The organism is Hyphomicrobiales bacterium (assembly GCA_030688605.1).
Taxonomy (GTDB): Bacteria; Pseudomonadota; Alphaproteobacteria; order Rhizobiales; family NORP267; genus JAUYJB01.
The window spans coordinates 22,354-41,251 of the sequence record JAUYJB010000079.1 but is presented as its reverse complement, the minus strand read 5'-3'; the positions used below and the strand labels follow the sequence as shown (position 1 = coordinate 41,251).

At 66.7% G+C, this 18,898-nt stretch carries 24 protein-coding genes; 14 read left to right on the top strand and 10 right to left on the bottom strand.

Annotated features, from left to right (window positions below):
• Positions 1 to 17: 17 nt before the first annotated feature.
• The 4 genes from Q8P46_09455 to Q8P46_09440 are packed head-to-tail and all read right to left on the bottom strand — an operon-like array spanning position 18 to position 2,872.
• Positions 18 to 623, bottom strand: a complete 606-nt coding sequence (locus Q8P46_09455) for a class I SAM-dependent methyltransferase (protein ID MDP2620388.1) — start codon at positions 621 to 623, stop codon at positions 18 to 20.
• Between the two features lie 49 nt (positions 624 to 672).
• Positions 673 to 1,677, bottom strand: a complete 1,005-nt coding sequence (locus tag Q8P46_09450) for a class I SAM-dependent methyltransferase (GenBank protein ID MDP2620387.1) — start codon at positions 1,675 to 1,677, stop codon at positions 673 to 675.
• Between the two features lie 11 nt (positions 1,678 to 1,688).
• On the bottom strand, positions 1,689 to 1,949 hold the full coding sequence (locus tag Q8P46_09445; protein ID MDP2620386.1) for an exodeoxyribonuclease VII small subunit: 261 nt from the start codon (positions 1,947 to 1,949) through the stop codon (positions 1,689 to 1,691).
• The gene (locus Q8P46_09440; protein ID MDP2620385.1) at positions 1,946 to 2,872 is read right to left on the bottom strand and encodes a histone deacetylase family protein; all 927 of its coding nucleotides are present in this window, start codon (positions 2,870 to 2,872) and stop codon (positions 1,946 to 1,948) included. Before Q8P46_09440 ends, Q8P46_09445 begins: the two co-directional genes overlap by 4 nt.
• Before the next feature lie 139 nt (positions 2,873 to 3,011).
• Between Q8P46_09440 and Q8P46_09435 the strand changes: the two genes are divergently transcribed.
• From Q8P46_09435 to Q8P46_09395, 9 genes are all read left to right on the top strand, one after another.
• Complete coding sequence (locus Q8P46_09435) at positions 3,012 to 4,001, top strand: L-threonylcarbamoyladenylate synthase (GenBank protein MDP2620384.1); 990 nt, start codon at positions 3,012 to 3,014, stop codon at positions 3,999 to 4,001.
• A gap of 63 nt (positions 4,002 to 4,064) precedes the next feature.
• A complete protein-coding gene (locus tag Q8P46_09430) occupies positions 4,065 to 5,462 on the top strand; it encodes an FAD-binding oxidoreductase (GenBank protein MDP2620383.1) in 1,398 nt (465 codons plus the stop codon).
• Positions 5,462 to 5,878, top strand: coding sequence for a GNAT family acetyltransferase (locus Q8P46_09425; GenBank protein MDP2620382.1), 417 nt, complete (start codon positions 5,462 to 5,464; stop codon positions 5,876 to 5,878). Before Q8P46_09430 ends, Q8P46_09425 begins: the two co-directional genes overlap by 1 nt.
• A complete protein-coding gene (locus tag Q8P46_09420; protein MDP2620381.1) occupies positions 5,875 to 6,570 on the top strand; it encodes a hypothetical protein in 696 nt (231 codons plus the stop codon). Before Q8P46_09425 ends, Q8P46_09420 begins: the two co-directional genes overlap by 4 nt.
• Positions 6,571 to 6,601: 31 nt before the next feature.
• Positions 6,602 to 7,051 (top strand): NUDIX hydrolase, encoded by a 450-nt coding sequence (locus Q8P46_09415; protein ID MDP2620380.1) that lies wholly within the window; start codon positions 6,602 to 6,604, stop codon positions 7,049 to 7,051.
• A 94-nt stretch (positions 7,052 to 7,145) separates the two neighbouring features.
• Entirely contained in the window at positions 7,146 to 7,727 is a 582-nt protein-coding gene (locus tag Q8P46_09410) for a TIGR02301 family protein (GenBank protein MDP2620379.1), read from the top strand.
• 83 nt (positions 7,728 to 7,810) lie between these two features.
• Entirely contained in the window at positions 7,811 to 8,083 is a 273-nt protein-coding gene (locus tag Q8P46_09405) for a hypothetical protein (GenBank protein MDP2620378.1), read from the top strand.
• Positions 8,084 to 8,204: 121 nt separating this feature from the next.
• Positions 8,205 to 8,843: a hypothetical protein gene (locus Q8P46_09400; GenBank protein MDP2620377.1), complete on the top strand. Its 639-nt coding sequence runs from the start codon at positions 8,205 to 8,207 to the stop codon at positions 8,841 to 8,843.
• A 435-nt stretch (positions 8,844 to 9,278) separates the two neighbouring features.
• The gene (locus Q8P46_09395) at positions 9,279 to 9,527 is read left to right on the top strand and encodes a hypothetical protein (protein MDP2620376.1); all 249 of its coding nucleotides are present in this window, start codon (positions 9,279 to 9,281) and stop codon (positions 9,525 to 9,527) included.
• A gap of 38 nt (positions 9,528 to 9,565) precedes the next feature.
• Here Q8P46_09395 and Q8P46_09390 read toward each other — a convergent pair whose 3' ends face one another.
• Positions 9,566 to 10,228: a DNA methyltransferase gene (locus Q8P46_09390; GenBank protein MDP2620375.1), complete on the bottom strand. Its 663-nt coding sequence runs from the start codon at positions 10,226 to 10,228 to the stop codon at positions 9,566 to 9,568.
• An 88-nt stretch (positions 10,229 to 10,316) separates the two neighbouring features.
• On the opposite strand from Q8P46_09390, the gene Q8P46_09385 reads away from it, so the two are divergent.
• On the top strand, positions 10,317 to 10,769 hold the full coding sequence (locus tag Q8P46_09385) for a hypothetical protein (protein MDP2620374.1): 453 nt from the start codon (positions 10,317 to 10,319) through the stop codon (positions 10,767 to 10,769).
• Here Q8P46_09385 and Q8P46_09380 read toward each other — a convergent pair.
• On the bottom strand, positions 10,764 to 11,165 hold the full coding sequence (locus tag Q8P46_09380; protein ID MDP2620373.1) for a hypothetical protein: 402 nt from the start codon (positions 11,163 to 11,165) through the stop codon (positions 10,764 to 10,766). The two genes, Q8P46_09385 and Q8P46_09380, sit on opposite strands and share 6 nt — an antisense overlap.
• Positions 11,166 to 11,262: 97 nt before the next feature.
• Here Q8P46_09380 and Q8P46_09375 point away from each other — a divergent pair, with 97 nt between their 5' ends.
• A complete protein-coding gene (locus Q8P46_09375; GenBank protein MDP2620372.1) occupies positions 11,263 to 11,418 on the top strand; it encodes a hypothetical protein in 156 nt (51 codons plus the stop codon).
• Positions 11,419 to 11,737: 319 nt separating this feature from the next.
• Here the strand turns inward: Q8P46_09375 and Q8P46_09370 are convergent, their stop codons facing one another.
• On the bottom strand, positions 11,738 to 13,075 hold the full coding sequence (locus Q8P46_09370; protein MDP2620371.1) for a dihydroorotase: 1,338 nt from the start codon (positions 13,073 to 13,075) through the stop codon (positions 11,738 to 11,740).
• Between the two features lie 116 nt (positions 13,076 to 13,191).
• Between Q8P46_09370 and Q8P46_09365 the strand changes: the two genes are divergently transcribed.
• The 3 genes from Q8P46_09365 (at position 13,192) to Q8P46_09355 (ending at position 15,297) form a co-directional block, all read left to right on the top strand.
• The gene (locus tag Q8P46_09365; protein ID MDP2620370.1) at positions 13,192 to 14,073 is read left to right on the top strand and encodes a folate-binding protein YgfZ; all 882 of its coding nucleotides are present in this window, start codon (positions 13,192 to 13,194) and stop codon (positions 14,071 to 14,073) included.
• Positions 14,070 to 14,708, top strand: a complete 639-nt coding sequence (locus tag Q8P46_09360) for an HD family hydrolase (protein MDP2620369.1) — start codon at positions 14,070 to 14,072, stop codon at positions 14,706 to 14,708. The genes Q8P46_09365 and Q8P46_09360 overlap by 4 nt, the downstream gene beginning before the upstream one ends.
• A 70-nt stretch (positions 14,709 to 14,778) precedes the next feature.
• On the top strand, positions 14,779 to 15,297 hold the full coding sequence (locus tag Q8P46_09355; protein ID MDP2620368.1) for a tyrosine protein phosphatase: 519 nt from the start codon (positions 14,779 to 14,781) through the stop codon (positions 15,295 to 15,297).
• 191 nt (positions 15,298 to 15,488) lie between these two features.
• Here Q8P46_09355 and Q8P46_09350 read toward each other — a convergent pair whose 3' ends face one another.
• From Q8P46_09350 to Q8P46_09340, 3 genes are all read right to left on the bottom strand, one after another.
• Positions 15,489 to 16,019 (bottom strand): MarR family winged helix-turn-helix transcriptional regulator, encoded by a 531-nt coding sequence (locus Q8P46_09350; GenBank protein ID MDP2620367.1) that lies wholly within the window; start codon positions 16,017 to 16,019, stop codon positions 15,489 to 15,491.
• A 328-nt stretch (positions 16,020 to 16,347) separates the two neighbouring features.
• Complete coding sequence (locus tag Q8P46_09345) at positions 16,348 to 17,337, bottom strand: MDR family oxidoreductase (protein ID MDP2620366.1); 990 nt, start codon at positions 17,335 to 17,337, stop codon at positions 16,348 to 16,350.
• Between the two features lie 332 nt (positions 17,338 to 17,669).
• Positions 17,670 to 18,377, bottom strand: a complete 708-nt coding sequence (locus Q8P46_09340; GenBank protein MDP2620365.1) for a hypothetical protein — start codon at positions 18,375 to 18,377, stop codon at positions 17,670 to 17,672.
• Positions 18,378 to 18,898: the final 521 nt, after the last annotated feature.

The following is an 18,898-nucleotide window of genomic DNA, read 5'->3' as shown; positions in this document are numbered from 1 at the left end:
GCGTGCCGGGCGCCGACCTATTTCCGCGCGGTGAAATTGATGACCGCCGCGATGCCGCCATGCGACGTGCCTTCCCGCATTTCGACCTCTTCCTCGACGAACGTCATGTCGTGGAAGCCGCGGAACGCCTCTTCCAGCATCACGCGCGTATAGAGCTTTTCGAGCTGACTCGGGCCGCCGGTGCCATATTCCAGCTGTCTTGGCGTGTAGCCCTGGATGATCATGAGCCCGCCGGGTTTCAGCGCCTTTCGCATCCCGGCCCACTTCCTCGCCCGATCGGCCGGCGAACTGAACTGGGTGAAGATCTCGACGACGACATCGAACTCGGATTCCGGATAGGCCCAATCGTGCACGTCCGCCCGTTCGAAGGCGATTTTGACGCCGCGCTCCTTCGCCAGCGCCCGGGCTTTCTCCTGCGCGGCGGGCGAGAAGTCGATAGAGACCACGTCGAGCCCCTGTTCGGCGAGCCAGACGCCGTTGCGCCCTTCGCCGTCGGCGACCGCGAGCGCCTTGCCGGACCGCGGCAGCAGCGCCTTGCAGGAGACGAGGAAATAGTTGGGCTCCTTTCCGAAGATATAGTCGGGAACCCCGTAGCGGCCCTGCCAGCGTTCATACTCGCTCAATGAGACCCCCGATATCACCGACGCCGCCCTGCAGACCGAATGGCCCGGGTCACGGACCCGCCATGCGGCCCGCAGCCCCCGTCTTGAACCGCGCCACGAAATGGGCGCCGATGGCGGCGGGCTCGGCGAGGCGAAGCCCGGTCCCCATCTCCCCGGCGTGGCGCCTAAGCTTGCGCATCATCTTCGCCGCCGTCCTGGCGACCCGCCGCTCGGCATAGTGCCGGCGGAGCAGTTCGGCGATGCGGGCTGCATTGTCCGGGTTGCGCGCCTCCTCGGCCGTCCATGTTCGCCCCTTGCGGAAGAAGGTGCCGGTCGAACGGGCGTTGGCCGCGCGCACGCTTTCCACCTCCTCGAAGCCGGCAAGCCCGGCGCAGGCGCGTAGCGTCCACGGGTTGAAATTGAAGATGTGGCCGAAGTGAAAGATGTTTCCGCGCGACTTGCCGCGCGCATAGGTCTCGATGTTCGGCACCTCGATGTAGATCACCCCCTCTCCGGCAAGCCACCGGCCGAGCGCCCTGAGACTTTCGACCGGCCGGTTGAGGTGCTCCAGCACATGGTTGAGACGGATGAGGTCGGCACCGCCTTGCGGATAGTCGGTGTCCTGAATGAAGGAGGTTGCCACATCGAGGCCGAGGCTGTTGCGGGCATGGGCCGCGTAGCCCTCGTTCGGTTCGATGCCTATCGCCCGCATGCCGACCGCCTGGGCGAAGAACAGGAACTCGCCGCTGCCGGCGCCGACGTCAAGGCAGGTGCGGGCCTTCGCGAGCAGCTCAGAATTGACCTCAAAAAATGTAAGCACGCCTTTGAAATTACGAACGATCTGTCGCCGGCTTGGAACCGCTGCACCCTTATATTCAAGGCGGTAAGCCTGACGGTAGAACTGCTCGACCGCGGCATCGGCAGGGACCGGCGAATTGAACACGAGGCCGCATTCCGCGCACAGCACGCTGGTGAGCGGCCGCCTGCGCCGGTCGCGGGTCGAAACGATCTCGGCGCGCTCGTCGCGGCACAGGATGCAGGCTTCACCCGGTTCCGACGCCGGCCGCTCGCTCATTGCGCGGACGCTCACCCATCACCCGCATCGAACGGCTCCGTCCCCGCCGCGGTACCCTCCGATGCGGTGATTTTCTCGATCCGCGCCTCGGCCTTTTTCAACATTGCCTCGCAGTGGGCACGCAGCGCCTCGCCGCGCTCATACAGGACGATCGACTCTTCGAGCGGCACCGTGCCGCCCTCGAGCCCGGCGACGATCTTCTCAAGCTCGGCGAGCGCGTCCTCGAAGCTCAGCCCTTCGACCGGCTTTGGTTTCGACTCGGCCAATCTCAGCTCTCCATCAGGGTCTCGACATGGGCCGCGACGGACCCGGCCAGGCCCTGCAGATCGTAACCGCCTTCGAGCGTCGAGACCAGCCGGCCGGAGGCGTGCTTGTCGGCAAGGGCGACGAGTTCGCCCGTGACCCACGCGAAATCGGGCTCGACCAGGTTGAGGTTGGCGAGCGGGTCGCGCGCATGGGCGTCGAAGCCGGCCGAGACGATCACCAGCTCGGGGCGGAAGGCATCGAGCGCCGGCAGGATCACCGTCTCCACCGCGTCGCGGAACTGCTCGCCGCCGGAGCCGGGCGCCAGCGGCGCGTTGAAGATGTTGCCGACCCCCGTCTCCGTCGGCGCGCCGGTGCCGGGATAGAGCGGCATCTGATGGGTGGAGCCGTAGAACAGGTTCTTCTCGCTCCAGAAAATCTCCTGGGTGCCGTTGCCGTGATGGACATCGAAATCGACGACCGCGACCCGCTCGAGGCCGTGCGCCTTGCGGGCGTGGATGGCGCCGATGGCGGCATTGTTGAAGAGACAGAAGCCCATGGCGCGGCGCGTTTCGGCATGGTGGCCGGGCGGGCGAACGGCGCAGAAGGCGTTGTCGGCTTCGCCGGCGATGACCGCGTCGACGGCGCGGATGGCGGCGCCGACGGCGCGCAGCGCCGCATCCCAGCTTTTCGGCGACATGCTGGTGTCCGGATCGAGCCGGGCAAAGCCCCGCTCGGGCCGGCTCGCCTGGATGAATTCGACATAATCCGGCGCATGGGCGAGCCGCGCGTGCTCGGTGGTGCCGAGCGGCGCTTCTTCGCGCTTGAGCCCGGCGAATCGGGCGTCGGCAAGCGCCTCCCCGATGGCGGCGAGACGTTCGGGACGTTCCGGGTGGCCGGGTGGCGTCAGATGTTCGGCGCAGTCGGGATGGGACAGTAGAAGCGTGGTCATGACGGCTTGTTGAACACCAGTTGGCGGGCTTCGGCAAGGAGCGATTGACCGTGGACGCGGCCCTTGCCGCTGGGCAATTTCCAAATTTCCCGGCAAAGCTGCTATCAGGGAAAATTCGACAGAGACCGGATTGCCGCCCATGCGCACCGATTCCGCCCTCGTCATCGCCGCCGACAAGGCCGGCATCGCCGCCGCCGCCCGCGTCATTCGCCAAGGCGGCCTGGTCGCCTTTCCGACCGAGACGGTCTACGGCCTCGGTGCCGATGCCGGCAATGCAAACGCGGTGGCGCGCGTCTTCGAAGCCAAGGGCCGGCCGCGCCTCAACCCGCTGATCGTCCATGTGGCCGATTTTAAGGCGGCCGAGAGACTGTGCATATTCGACGACCGGGCGCGCAAGCTGGCGGCCATCTTCTGGCCCGGTCCGCTGACGCTCGTGCTGCCGATGCGGGACGGCGCGCCGATCGCGTCGCTGGTCACCGCCGGACTGAAGACGCTGGCGGTGCGCGTGCCGGCGCATCGGGTCGCCCGGGCGCTGCTCAAGGCAGCCGGCGTGCCGGTCGCGGCCCCCAGCGCCAACCCTTCCGGCCGCATCAGCCCGACTAGGGCGGAGCATGTGCGACAGATGCTGTCCGAGTCGCTCGACCTGATCCTCGACGGCGGGCCGACCGAAGTGGGCCTCGAATCGACCATCATCGGCTGCACCGAAGGCCCGGCGCGGCTGTTGCGCCTTGGCGGCATCGACCGGGCGGCGGTCGAGGCGGTGCTCGGCGAGACGCTTGTCGTCGAGGAAGCCGGCGAACGGCCGGCAGCGCCCGGCGCGCTTGCTTCGCACTATGCGCCGCGGGCGCCGCTGCGGCTCAATGTGCGCACGGTTGAGCCCGGCGAGACGCTGATGGCCTTCGGCCCCGACCTGCCGCCGGGGGCGGACCGGGCGGCCCTGGTGCTCAATCTCTCCGAAACGGAAGATTTGCGCGAGGCGGCAGCCCACCTGTTCGATTTCCTGCACCGGCTCGACGACGCCAGGCCTGCGGCAATTGCCGTCATGACGATCCCCGAAACGGGTCTTGGCGCGGCCATTAACGATCGTCTCAGACGGGCGGCCGCGCCGCGGCCATCCGAGTCGACTTGATTGGTGGTGCCACGTAATCTCCGGCCCATGAAAGCCGCCAGGACCGCCCTGCCCGATTCGGCAATGCTCGATCGCTTCGCTCGGATCGTCGGCGAGAGATACGCCTTGCGCGAGGCCGCCGACATGCACCCCTATCTCGTCGAGCCGCGCGATAAATATTTCGGCAAGGCGGCGATGGTCTTGCGCCCCGGCTCGGCCGAAGAGGTCTCGCATATTCTGGCGCTCGCCGACGAGACGAAGACCGCCATCGTCCCCCAGGGCGGCAATACCGGGCTCGTCGGCGGGCAGATCCCGTTCGAGGGCGGCAGCGAGATCGTGCTATCGCTTGCCCGGCTCAACCGCATTCTGAAGGTCGATGGCGAGGGCAACGCCATGACGGTGGAAGCCGGCTGCACGCTTGCCGCGATCCGGGAGGTCGCCGAGGCGGCCGGCCGGCTGTTTCCGCTGAGCATGGGCTCGGAGGGTACGTGCCAGATCGGCGGCAACCTCGCGACCAATGCCGGCGGCATCGCCGTTCTCGCCTATGGCAACGCCCGCGAGCAGGTGCTGGGCCTTCAGGTGGTGCTGGCCGACGGCCGCATCTGGGACGGCCTCAGGTCGCTGCGCAAGGACAATACCGGCTACGATCTGAAGCAGCTTTTCATCGGCTCGGAAGGAACGCTCGGCGTCATCACCGCCGCGGTGCTGAAGCTTTACCCGAAACCGCGTGTGCGCGAGACCGCCTTTCTCGGCCTGCCGACGCCGCACGCCGCGGTTCGGCTGTTGCAGCGCGCGCTTGACGCTTTCGGGCGCTCGGTGACGAGCTTCGAAATCATGTCGCGGCTCGGGCTTGACTTGGTGCTGCGGCATCTTGCCGGCAGCCGCGACCCGCTCGCGCAGCCTTATCCATGGTACGTGCTGCTCGAGGTTTCCTCGGGCGAAGCCGCCGAGACGGTGCGGCCGCGCATCGAGGCGGTGCTGACCGCGGCCATGGCGGCTGGCGAGGCCGCGGACGGCGTGCTCGCCGCTTCCGCCGCCCAGGCGGACGCGCTGTGGCGGATGCGCACCGCCCTGTCGGAGGTGCAGAAGCACGAGGGCGGATCGATTAAGCACGACGTTTCGGTGCCGATCGCCGCGATTCCGGCATTCATGGAGGAGGCGGCGCGGGTCGTCGAAGAAATCATGCCCGGCGCCCGTCCGGTCCCCTTCGGCCATCTCGGCGACGGCAATATCCACTTCAATATCAGCCAGCCGGTCGGCGCGGACAAGGATGCCTTTCTTTCCCGCTGGCAGGAGGTGAGCGCCGCGATCCACGGCCTTGTTGCGCGTTTTCATGGCTCGATCAGCGCCGAGCACGGCATCGGGCGGATGAAAAAGGAGCTGCTGCCGGGCGTCAAGAGCGCGGTCGAGATGGACCTGATGCGGGCGCTCAAGCGAACCTTCGATCCGAACGGCATCCTCAATCCGGGCAAGGTCCTCTAGTGCTCGACACCGCGCCCATCACCGATGCCGACATCGACGCGGTGGTGGCGCTGTGGCGGCGCGCCGGGCTGACCCGGGCGTGGAACGATCCATACAAGGACATCGATTTTGCCCGCGCGGCGGAGAACGCGACCGTTCTTGTCGGCCGCGCCGGAGCCGAGATCGTCGCCAGCGTCATGGTCGGTCACGACGGCCATCGCGGCGCCGTCTATTACCTGGCGGTCGATCCCGGGCAGCAGGGCCGCGGCTTCGGGCGCGCGATCATGAACACGGCCGAGGACTGGCTCAAGGCGAGAGGCGTGTGGAAGCTCAACCTTCTCGTTCGCGGCGACAATCTCGCCGCGCGCGGTTTCTACGAGGCGCTCGGATACACTCAGGAGCCCAACATCCAGATGGGACGCCGATTCGCGGATTGAGACCGAGCCGCGCGCCGCGCCCTTCGCGCGAAGTTAAGGAATTCGTAACCCCAATTTCAGAAGCTGAACGAGATTTGCGAACCGGCTTTGCCGTGATTTCGCCCAAGCGGATTTTTTCACCATTTGCCCCTGCGGATTCAATGACAAACACCAATCCAGTCGTCAAAAACCAGACTTGTCGCGAAAGTGCCGAAACGCCTGCGGCGAAGGGCTTTGAACGCGACCGGTTAAAGGGCACGAACGTCAATCCCAAGACTCTTCTCGCTACAGACTACCTGAATCATTTCAATGTCGTAGAGATGATCATTGAGATGATTCCCGAACTCCCCGAATATTTCGAGGAGCTGATCGCCTGGCAGCCGCGAAGCTATCGCGAGCACTTCGCCCGCTCTTCGCTGCGCGACGCGGGCCTGGCGCTCGAGGCCTACAATCATGTGCCGGAGAGTTTGCGGGCGACATTCGAAGCGCTGGCCGCGCGGCTGAACGAGACCGCCACGCGGGCGATCCATTCGGCGGGGATCGCGCTGGAGACGCAAGATCCCGAGATCATCGCCTTCAGCTGCGCGGGTGCCGCCGGCGAGCTGCGCGCCCTGATCGGCGAGGCCGGCAGCCTGATCAACGGCACGGCCTTGCGCGTCGCCAAGCCGGACGGCGGAGACCAGGAGATCATCGACGCTCTTTTCGACAATTGACATTGTCCGACAGGTCGGGCTCAACGGCACGATGGCCCGGCCCGAACAAGACCCGCGCAGCTATCCCGAGCATCCCCTGCTCGCCGTCAGCGTCGCTCTGTGGCGCGAGGCGCGTTGCCTCATCGTTCGCCGCGGCAAGCCGCCGCTTGCCGGCCTTTGGAGCCTGCCGGGAGGGCTGGTCGAGCTCGGCGAAAGGCTCAAGGAGGCGGCCCGGCGGGAGCTGAAAGAGGAAACCGGCATGGCCGGGGACCTCGTCGGCATCGCCGACTGGCGCGACATCATCCTCCGCGACGACGCCGGCGCCGTCGAGCGCCACTACGTGCTGGTCGTCTTCGCCGGCTATTGGCGCGAGGGCGAGCCGCGCGCGCAAGGCGACGCGGACGCGGTGCGCTGGGCGGGCGCGGAAGACTTGCAGGAGCTGCAAATGACCGAGGGGGCCGCCAAGACGATCCTGCGCACGCAGCTCTTCCTCGGAACCTGAGACCGCATCGCAAGGCCGCCCGCGGCTTCGTGCCTTGCAAAGCCGGGGGCCGGCCGGCATATGATGGGCGGCTAGCCGATCAGGAAGCGGCGACATGAAACGGACATCGCGACGGGTTGGTCTTGCGATCCTCCTGGCCGCCGGCCTGGAGGCGGGGACGGCGCTTGCGCCGCAATCCCGGGCCGCCGAGGCCGACACTTATCTGCGCCTGGCCGCGCGGGGCGACGATCCGGCGCTTCCGGTCACCACCACGCCGCGCCAGTCGCGACCCCAGCCCAATCCGTCCGTGTCGCCGTTCGCGCTGCCGACGGCGCCGATCATCGTGAACCCGGAGGAGGCGCAGAAGCCCGGCGCCAGTCCGGGCGGCTCGGAATTCCCGCCCTATGAGAAGGAGCTTCTTCGCCTCGCCGAAATCCTCGGCGCCATCCACTATCTGCGCGGCCTGTGCGGCGCGGAAGAGGGCGATCTGTGGCGCAACAAGATGGAAGAGCTGATGCAAGCGGAGGCGCCCAACCCCGCCTGGCGGGCGCGCCTCGTCGAAAGCTTCAACTCGGGCTATCGCGGCTTCGACCGGACCTATCGCCAGTGCACGCCGTCGGCCACGCAGGCTATCGACCTCTATCTCGCCGAGGGCCGCGACCTCACCGGGGTCATCAAGGCGCGATACGCTGATTAACCACTAAAGCGTTTCCGCGATTCAATCAGTCCTCAGCGTGTTAGAACACCCGACGCACGGCAAGGGATTTAAGAATCAAGCTCATGAGCCCTCGTCACGACATGACCGAATTGACGCCTTACGAGCTCGACGAAGTCGGGGCACAGAAAATCGCCGCGCTGGCCTACATCCATGAGGCCTGGGAAGAGGCGCGCCACGACGGATTGGACGTCGAGCTCATCGCCCACGCGGCGCTGTTCGCGGCCTTGAGCGAACTCGTCAAGACCTATGGCGAGGACGCCGTAGCCCAGCTCGTCAAGAGCCTGCCCCGCCGTATCCAGCACGGCGATTTCACCGTCAACCGCACGAAACAGTAAACCTCCGATCCGCCGCAGCCGCCGCGGCGGGCGTTTCGCCGCCGAGACAGCGGCCCATTTCCGGCCTATACTGGCGGGCCTGGTCGAGGGGCGGGGGCGGCTCGCCGACGGGGGTGCGGCAATGGTGCGCCTATTCGCGGCAATCGCGGTGATGCTGCTTGCCGTCATGCTCACCGGTGCGGCCGAGGGGCTTCATCCGTCGCTGCCGCGCCTGGCGGCGCAGACGAACCCGACGCCGGCGCAATCCGCCCCCACTGCCGGGCAAGGGCAAATGCTCGGCAAACTCACCGCCACGCCGCCCGAAGTGATTTACGACCTGTCGCTGCTGCCGGCGCCCGTGGCGCGCCTGCGCGAGCAGATCATCGAGGCCGCTCGCAGCGGCGACATCGAGCGGCTGCGTCCGATCCTGGACGGGAACGGCATCACGCCGGTGTTCTCCTTCGGCGGCGACACCGATGCGATTCAGTTCTGGAAGGATGTTTCCGGCGATGGCGAGGGGCGCGAGCTTCTGGCCATCATGATCGAGGTCTTCGAGGCCGGCTTCGTGCGCGTCAAGCACGACGGCCCAAGCGAGATCTATGTCTGGCCCTATTTCGCCGAGGTGCCGCTCAGCGGGCTGAGCCCGGAGCAGCAGGTCGAGCTCTACAAGCTCGTCACCGCCCAGGACGTCAAGGACATGGAGGAGTTCGGCGCCTACATCTTCTACCGCGCCGGCATCACGCCGGACGGCCAATGGCAATTCTTCGTCGCCGGGGACTGAGCCCCGCCCGGCCGCGGCCTCGCATTGCGATCCCATCGTCAATGAACAAAAGGGGATATGCCCGGGTTTCCGCTTGCTTTTTTTCTTCGCCACCACGGCCCATCTTTGTTGTTCCCATCGTCATCGCCGGGCTTGACAAGCCTGCCCTCGGGATCGGCAAAGCTTGTCCTCGGGCTCGCGAAGCGAGGGCCGGGGGGCGATAGGCGGGGGCGATCCATTCCATTGCCGCCGGGCAAGTCGAGGGGCCGGCGATTCGGATCCCTGGACTTCATGGCCGGGCGGCGAAACCGGTCAATCTTGCACAGACGCCACGCGCGACCCTATCTAATGTGAGTCAGAACAAGGGCGCGGCTTGGAAGAGACGCGGCAAGGATCGGTTCCCGCCCCGGTCGGAGGCGGATGGCCGTGCGATGCGGCGACAAAGGAGCGAATGCCATGAAGACCATCCTGGTGGCGCTGGCCGCCACGTTTACCCTGGCGGCGTGCACGACCGTGGAAAAAACCGCGGCTGGTGCGGGCGTCGGGGCTGCCGCGGGAGCGGCCATAACCCGCTCCGCGGGCGGCGCGGTTGCAGGCGCGCTGATCGGCGGGTTCGGGACATTCCTTCTCGAAGTCAGCGACGGCATGTGCCAGTACCGGAACTCCAAGGGCCAGATCTACACGACCCGCTGCCATTGGCTCTGAGCGGCGGCACGGCTTTCGGGTGAGGCGGCTGCCCTCACTTAGAGGTCCAGCTCCTCCTGCGTCTTCCGCTCCTCGCGCCGCGCCTTCCGAAAGGCGGTCGAGTCGATGATCGGCAGGTGCGGGCGGGCGCCGTTCAGAAGCTCCTCGACGGTGACGATTTGCAGGCGCGGAAAGCGCGCCGCGCCGGTGCCCATGTCGATCTCGACGAAGCCGGCGGACGCCGCCTCGGCCACCATCGGCCGGGTCGGCTCCCTCAGAGTCAGGAACAGGCCGACGATCGCGTTTTCCCGTTCGATCACGCTTTTCAGCTTGTGCACCTGATCGACCGAAACGCCGCCGCCCTTGACCTCGATGATCGCCTTGTCGGTCTTCGACTTGCCGGTCCTCAGATAGACGATGCCGTCGATGCCGGTGTCGGCGCCCTTTTGCCCGCCACGGAAGGGCTGGGCGTCGGGAATGAGCGTGATCGCCCAATTCTCGAACTCGTGCTTGTCCTTCTCCGCCAGCGCCCGCGCGCCGCCGATATCCTTCGGCACGCCGTGGGTCTCGAACACGATGCCGGAAAAGGCTTCGCGCAACCGCCGTTCGATCAGGCTGATCGCCAAGTGCGTGATGTCGATGCCGATCCAGCGGCGGCCGAGCTTTTGCGCCGCGTGCACCGTCGTGCCGCAGCCGCAGAACGGAGAAGCAGGTGCAAAAATCTCAACTTACTCTAAAAACTCCTTCTACTCTTGACGAGAGGGATTCGAGGTGATAGTTTCTCGAAAACCCAATGGCAGGAGGCGCGCCATGCCGCAGCTCAGTTCAATCGAAATTGATTTCGACATCCACAAGTTGATCGAAACGGAACGCCGAAGCTTTGATGAGCCACCGTACGTGGCACTTCGCCGGCTTCTGAAATTGCCTCCGCTTGACCCCAGGATGACCATTGAGACTCCACGCGGAGAAGGTCGTCCATTCGTACAGGATGGCGTGGAAGTTCCGCATGGCTCACTCGCTCGAATGGAGTATCAGCGTGGCAGTCAAGTCTACGAGGGACAGTTCCTAGATGGAGTCCTCGTAGTCAATGGTACTTCATATCTGTCGCTATCTGCCGCGGCGGATGCGCTTGCCGTTACAAAGGATGGAGGGAAAACCAGCCTGAATGGTTGGCTCTATTGGAAGGCAAAATTTCCGGGCGAATCCAGATGGCGCTCCCTGAAGGATCTGCGGAACCAGCATCGGAAAAATCGCAAATTATGATTGGCTCGCGGTCGGGTCGCAATGGAGATAGAGCGAGCCGGTCGGCTTGAGCGCGCGGTGAAGCTCGATCAGGCGGACGGCCATCATGGCGAGATAGGCCATCATGTCGTTGTCGCCGAGGAAGCCGCGCATCGCCTCCAGCATGCGCGCGGCATCGGTGTTGGGGCCGTGCAGCACCTGCCAATAGGCGTCCTCGGCGACCTCGTTCCAGTGCCAGGTGTCCTCGAACGCCTCGATCTGCGCCTGGCTCCGCTCGCCGGAGGGCGCGCGGAACAGCACGTTGTAGGTGGCGTTGGAGTTGAACGGCGGGTCGAGATAGACGAGGTCGACGGACCCGTCTGCGATGTGCTCGCGCAGAACGCCGAGATTTTCGCCGTAGTAAAGCCGGTTCGTCATCGCCGCATTCCTACAACAAACGCGAACAAAATAGCAACAAATGGTATAATGGCGTCAAGTCCGCCGATTCGGCGGTCCTGGCATAGGAGATGAGACAATGGCGCGTAACGAGCGAACTGGCAAACGGGTTGGCAAGATCGCGGCGAAGGGGCTCAAGGACCCGAAGAGCCTTTCGCCCAGGCAGATCAAGAGCCTGTCGGCGTCCGCCCTGACGCAACGGCCCAACAAACCGAAGGGCAGGCGCGGAAGGTAGCGGTCCCCCGCATTCCGCGCGCTCGCTGCCCCCCTCGCCCGCCCGCTTTCGCTTCCGCCTCCGCTCGTGGAGCTACGGCGGACATGTCGCTATGTCGGGCCACGCTTGCTGTGCGCCACCTCCTTCCCTCGTCGTAGCCGGGCTTTGACAAGTCTGCCCTCGGGAGCGCGCCCGGCTTGCCTACGGCACTTGGGGGGCGATACCGGGGGGCAACCCATGCCATTGCGGCTCGACAAGACGAGGGGCCGTCGGAATGGACCCCGGATCAAGTTCGGGGGTGACGAGGTTCAGGTATGGGTGGCGGCGAAATCCGCGCCCCCTACCCCGTCGGCAAAGCCTCGTGGAAGCGGATGGGTTGGCCGGTGGAAGGCGCCGTCAGCTCGCCGTTCCACATGACGCGGGCGCCGCGCACGACGGTGCCGACCGGCCAGCCGGTGACCTCCATGCCGGAAAACGGCGTCCAGCCGCATTTCGACGCGCACCAATCCTCGGTGATGGTCTCCCGGCGCTTGAGGTCGACGACGGTGAGGTCGGCGTCGTAGCCCGCCGCGATGCGGCCCTTGCCGGCGATGCCGAACAGCCGCGCCGGACCGGCCGACGTCAGGTCGACGAAGCGCTCGAGGCTGAGCCGCCCCGCATTCACATGGTCGAGCATCACGGGAACCAGCGTCTGCACGCCGGGCATGCCCGACGGCGAGGCGGGATAGGGCTTGGCCTTCTCCGCCAGCGTGTGCGGCGCGTGGTCGGAGCCCAGAATGTCGGCGACGCCGGCGGCAAGCCCCGCCCACAGCCCCTTGCGGTGGCGGCCGGTGCGGATCGGCGGGTTCATCTGGGCGAGCGTGCCGAGGCGCTCATAGGCCTCGGGTGCCGTTAACGTCAGGTGCTGCGGGGTGACCTCGACGCTGGCGATGTCCTTGTGCGCGGCCAGGAGCGCCATCTCCTCGGCGGTGGAGACATGCAGGACGTGGATGCGCTTTCCCGCCGCGCGGGCAAGGGCGACGAGCCGGGCGGTGCAGGAAAGGGCGGCCTCCGCGTCGCGCCAGACCGGGTGCGAGGCGGGATCGCCCGCGATGCGCTCGCCGAGGCGCTCGTTGAGGCGCAATTCGTCCTCGGAATGGAAGGCGGCGCGGCGGGAGACGGCCGCAAGGATACGGGCGAGGCCGGCGTCGTCCGCAACCAGCAGGTCGCCGGTCGAGGAGCCGGCAAAGACCTTGACCCCCGCGCAGCCGGGAAGCCGCTCCAGGGCGGCGAGCTCTTCGGCGTTCTGGTGGCTGCCGCCGACATAGAAGGCAAAATCGCAATGCATGCGGCCCGAGGCGCGGCGGACCTTGTCGGCAAGGGCGGCCTCGCTCACCGTCGGGGGACTGGTGTTCGGCATCTCGAAGACGCCCGTAACCCCGCCCATGACGGCGGCCAGAGAGCCCGTCTCCAGATCCTCCTTGTGCTCGCCGCCGGGCTCGCGGAAATGCACCTGGGTGTCGATGACGCCGGGAAGGATGTGCAGGCCCGTGCAGTCGACGACCTCGCCCGCCGCGCCGCCGGCGATTTCACCGAGCGCCGCGATGCGGCCGCCGCTGACCGCGACATCGCGGACGCCGGCGCCGTCCTGGTTGACGACGGTGGCGCCCTTGAGCAGGAGGTCGTAGATGCGGGCCATGCGCCCCTTCCTTAATCCGTCACGAATTCGCGCCGCCCCTTGCGCGCGGTCCCGCGCCTTCGTAAATCTCCCAGGACATCGACGCAAAGGGTCTTTTTCGGCGGCAGGCGGATCGCATGGAAAAATTGAAGGGCGCAATCCTTTCCGACCGCGGCGTCATCCGCGTCGGCGGCGCGGAGGCGGAGCGGTTTCTGCACGGGCTCGTCACCGCCGATGTGGCGGGCATGGCGAACGGCGAAGCCCGCTTTGCCGCCCTGCTGACGCCGCAGGGAAAGATCCTGTTCGACTTTCTGATCCGTCGCGCGGGCGACGGGGATTTCCTCATCGACGGCCGCAGCGAGGCGCTTGGCGAACTCATCAAACGGTTGATGTTCTATAGGTTGCGGGCGAAAGTTGAGATCGAAGATGAAAGTGGGGCGCGCGCCGTCCTCGCCCTCTGGGGGGCGGAAGGCGGGGGCGAGAGGGGCAAGGATTTCTTCGCCGATCCGCGGCACGAGGCGCTCGGCCTGCGGGCGATCGTGGCCACGGGCGAGGCGGAGCGGCGGCTGCTTAAGGCGGGCGCCGAGGCCGTCCCGCTTGCCGATTATCACGCCCACCGGATCGGGCTCGGGATTCCCGAAGGCGGGCTCGATTTTATCCTCGGCGAGACCTTTCCGCACGAGGCGGACATGGACCGGCTCGGCGGCGTCTCCTTCACCAAGGGCTGCTTTATCGGCCAGGAGGTGGTCTCGCGCATGGAGCACCGCGGCACGGCGAGGAGCCGCATCGTGCCGGTCGCCATCGACGGCGAGCCCGAGCCCGGCGCCGAGCTGCGCGCCGGGGGCAAGCCGGCAGGCCGGCTCGGCTCGGTTGCGGGCGGCAGGGGCCTGGCGCTGATGCGGCTCGACCGGGTGGAGGCGGCCCAAAGCGCCGGCGAGGCGATCATGGCCGGCAAGGCGGTGGTGACGGTGCTCGCGCCGATCTGGGAACGCGCCGCGGCGGCGGACAAACCCTCATGAGAGAGAGAGCGCGCAAGGCAGCGCCAAGATCGGCCGCGGCGCCTCCATCCGCGCGGGCTTGGCAGCGCATGCTCTCGGGGCGCAGGCTCGACCTCCTCGACCCCTCGCCGCTCGATGTCGAGCTTGAGGACATCGCCCACGGGCTTGCCCGGGTCGCGCGCTGGAACGGCCAGACGATCGGCGATTATTCCTTCTCCGTCGCCGAGCATTCGCTACTGGTCGAGAAGCTGGCATGCGCCCTTTCGCCGGAGCTTGAGCCGCGCTGGCGGCTGGCGGCGCTGCTGCACGATGCGCCGGAATATGTCATCGGCGACCTGATCAGCCCGTTCAAGGCGGCCGTCGGGCTCGACTACAGGGCGTTCGAGGGGCGGCTGTTGCAGATCATTCATGTCCGTTTCGGCCTGCCAGGGCTGTTGCCTGGGCCCATCGCCGCGCTGATCAAGCGCGCCGACAAGGCGGCGGCCTATGCGGAGGCAACGCAGCTTGCGGGCTTTTCGGAAGCGGAGGCGGCGAAATATTTCGGCCGCCCGCGCGGCCTGAACGCGCCCGGCGGGCTGCCGCGCCTGAAGCCGATCCCGGCGGCGGAGGCCGAGCGGCGCTACCGAAGGCGCATCGAGGCCCTGCAACGGGCCTGAAGCCGCACTACATAAAAGGCTCTCAATCGAGAGATAGGTTCCGAATCGAAACGACCCGCGCCGCAAACGAATGACCGCCCAAATCCATGTCTGCCCGCTCAGCGCCGTAGCGAGCGTGATCGCCGCCCATGGGCCGAGCCATGTGGTGACGCTGATCAATCGCGAATTGATGATCGACACGCCGGCGGGGATCGTGCCGGAAAACCATCTGAAGCTCGGCATGAACGACATCGCCGCGCCCGCCGACGGCTTCGTCGCGCCGGGCGATGAGCATATCGCAGACCTGGTGCGCTTTACTCTGGCCTGGGACCGGCGCGCGCCGATGTTGATCCATTGCTGGGCCGGCATCAGCCGCTCCACGGCGGCGGCCTTCGTGGCGCTTTGCGCGCTCAACCCGCATGCCGACGAGCTTGCCGTCGCACGGCGCCTGCGCGGGGCCTCGCCGGAGGCGACGCCCAATGCGCGCATCGTCGCGCTCGGCGATGGGGCGCTTGATCGCAAGGGGCGGATGGTGGCGGCGGCCGAGGCGATAGGCCGCGGCGTGCTGGCGCTCTCCGGCCGGCCCTTCGTGCTGCCGGCGGCACTCTGAGGACGGCGGCCGCCGAGCCGGGGGGCCGATGAGCCGCGCCCTGCGGCCCCGCTCGCAAGTGGCGGATTTTCTTCCAAGCCCGGCAAGGCAGGTATGCCTAGACTTACGTATGCGTAATCAAAGATCGGCGATATTACGTTAACGAAAAATTCCCTGGACACCGAACATTCCCTTAAGGGAATGCGCGCGGATTACGCCGCCGCGGGCGGTCGCTTGGCGGGGCCATCGGGCGCCCGCGCGCTCCGTCCGCGGCCGGTGGAAGGCCCGCTCGTGCGCGGGCGCTCGGTCCGCGACGGCCGGTCGGCGGCGGGCGCTTCGCTTGCCACCCGGGCCAGGAGGTCGTTGAGGAGGGCCGCGTCGCGCTGGCCGAGCGCGCGCATGACCGCGCCTTCCGCCGCCCGCCAGGGCTTAAGCGCCGCGGCAAGACGCTCCGCCCCGGTCTTAGTCAGGCGCACCTCGCGCGCGCGCCTGTCGCGCGCCGTTGCGACCTCGATCAGCCCGCGCCGGGCAAGCGGACGCAGATTGCGGGTCAGCGTCGAGGCATCCATGCCGATGAGGGCGGACAGGCGCCCCATGGACAGGGCCCCGGAGCGGGCAAGCTCGGTCAACATGCCGTGCTGGTTCGCGGTCAGGCCGGTTTCGGCCAAGTGCTGATCGTAAATCTGCGTGATCCGCCGCGCTGCCTTGCGCAGGCGGTAGCAGGTGCAGTGAAGATCGCTCATCTTACCTTTCTCCGCTTTCGCCGGACGCCGCGGCGGCTTCCGGCAGCGTCACGGCCGCCCGCACACCGGAATAGCTGCATATGCACGCGCATCCGTTAACGGACCGTTAACGCCGTCCCGCGGGGTGAATCGAGCGCGGGCGGCATTTCATTCGTATATACATGTTATGCTTCCAGCAAGTTCGCTTTTGCGCCTCCTCCGGCTTATCAGGGTGAGCGACGCGGCGGGGCTATCTTTACGACTTGGAGCCGCGGGTCGGGAATTGGATATGGGGCACCGAAGCGGCGGGAGATATTATGGTTGCATATGCAGCTGCTTGGCGCTTCGCTCAGCCAACCTCGACCACGAGGCGGCCGCGCACCTTGCCGGCGATGATGTCGGCGCCGGCCCGCGGTACCTCGTCAAGCGGGATAGTCGCGGTCATGGCTTCTAGCTTCGCCGGATCGAGGTCTTTGGCCAGCCGCCGCCAGGCGGTCAGGCGCAGCGGCTTCGGCGCGGTCACCGAGTTGACGCCGATCAGCGACACCGCGCGCAGAATGAACGGGGCGACGTTGCCGGGAAGGTCCATGCCGCCGACATTGCCGCAGGCGGTGACGACGCCGTAGGCCTTGGTCATCGACAGCACGTTGGCAAGCGTATGGCTGCCGACCGAATCGACCCCGCCCGCCCAGCGCTCCTTGCCGAGCGCCCGGGCGGGGCCGGAAAGCTCCTGCCTGTCGATGATCTCGGCGGCGCCCAGAGACATCAGATAGTCGGCCTCCCGGACCCGCCCGGTCGAGGCGATGACGGCGTAGCCGAGCCTGCTCAGCAGCGCGATCGCCACCGAGCCGACGCCGCCGGCGGCGCCGGTGACGACGATCGGTCCCTTGTCCGGCGTCAATTGCTGGCGCTCCAGGGCCAGCACGCACAGCATCGCCGTGTAGCCGGCGGTGCCGATGGCCATGGCCTGGGCGGTCGAAAACACCTCCGGCAGCGGCACCAGCCAGTCGCCGGGCACGCGGGCGAGCCCCGCATAGCCGCCATAATGGGTTTCGCCGATGCCCCAGCCGTTGAGCACCACCTTGTCGCCCTTCTTGTAGTCGGGATGGCTCGACGTCTCGACGGTGCCGGCGAAGTCGATGCCGGGGATCATCGGCCAACGGCGCACCACCGGCAGCTTGCCGGTCAGCGCCAGCCCGTCCTTGTAGTTGACGGTCGAATGGGCGACGCGCAACGTGACATCGCCCTCCATCAGCTCGTCCGCGCCCATCTCGACCATGTCGACCGACTGGCCGTCGTCGCGCTTGGAAATCAGGATTGCCTTGAACCGGTCGGTCATCTTGCCCCTGCCGACTGCGTGTGGATCACGGCAAAGCTCGTGCCATGCCGGGCAGCCAAGGGCAAGGCCACACGGAGACGCATGATCGCAGGTTGGGACATCGAGAAGCGGTGCTCTTGTCGGTCCAAGTTATCTCGCGCGGGCGGGGCCCGAACCGAGTCAAATCCGCCAGAACCCCGAATCCCGCATCACAATCGCCACGGAACAGGCGACCAGCAGCACTCAGAGCGGTACGCGGAGGCGGCGGCCCCAAGGCAAGTTTTCCTCCGCCGCAATGGCCGCGCCGACGAGATCAAGATGAAGCGGATCTCGCCGGCGGGGTAAGAGGGCTGCTACTCGGCCGCGGAGGCTGCCGTCGTCGTTTCGCTTGCGGCGGTTGCCGCGTCGAAGTCCGCAACCAGCGTATCGAGCTCCTTCATTTCGACGATGGCATCGACATAGGAGCGGACCTCATCCAATTTCGCCTGGTCGTAGGAGGCGCCGTAGCTGACGCTTGCCGCCGCGAAGGCGTCCTGCGCCGCGGTTTCCGCCGTCTGATAGTCGCTCCAGGCGTCGTATTGGTCGACGACCGTTTGGGGGTCGTCGCCGCTATAAGCATCGATCACCGCTTGCGGATCGCCCGAATAGGCTGAAACCAGTGCCTCCGCCGCGGCAACCTCGTCCGGAGTATAGGTGCCGGGAGCCGCTGCCTCCGCATCCAAAAGCGCCTGCGCATCGAGCGCGGCCTGCGCATCCAGCACCGCTTGGGCCGCAGCATAATCTGCCTCCGCGGGCGGACTGCTCGGATCGCCTCCTAGCGCGATGAAGGAATCGAGCGCCGCCTGGGATTTCAAATTCTCGCGGATATAAGCGATCTGAAGGCCCGGAAGCGACTTGGGGTTGTTCATATTGTTCAAATAGGCCTGCGTGTTCCGGTTCAGCGAATTCCACGATTTGAGGGCGCTGGCAAGCTCACCCTGTTTCAAGCCGGTAGCCAGCGCATACTGGCGCACGACGGCCTTTGGCGTGCCTTGGGGCCGCATCGCCGGAACCGCGGTCACCCGAGTGGATTTCTTTTGCGGCGATGTCTTTGTCGCCGCCGCCTTCTGCGACTTGCCGAACACGCTGTCGAGCAACTCGCCAAAAAGATCGCGGCCCTTACTCTTGGAGGAACTCGACGAGGATGATGAAGACGCCGCACGGCTCTTTCCAATCCCCTTGGCACTCGCCGCACTTTTCCCGGGGCCGGCACTCACCGCACTTTCTGCGGGGTCGGCACCCCCCTTACCCTTGCCGCCCCCCTTACCCTTTCCGGCCCAGGCTTTATCGGCGCCGAAAAAGGGGAAATGGAGGGCATTAAGGGCATCGAAAGCCGGCGCGGCACCGGTGAGGATGAGACAACATGCGATGGTCGTCGCAATCGTTCGGCTGCCGGTTCGTTGCATGGCTCGGGCCTTCCCTTATGGTGCTTCACACCAAGAGATTGGGCCCGAGTCGTATCGGCGCCCCTAAACCCAAAGGTGGCCTTCGAGCCGTGCCGTCAATGGGGCGTTAACGACGTTGCGGCTCGAACTTGCTCGCC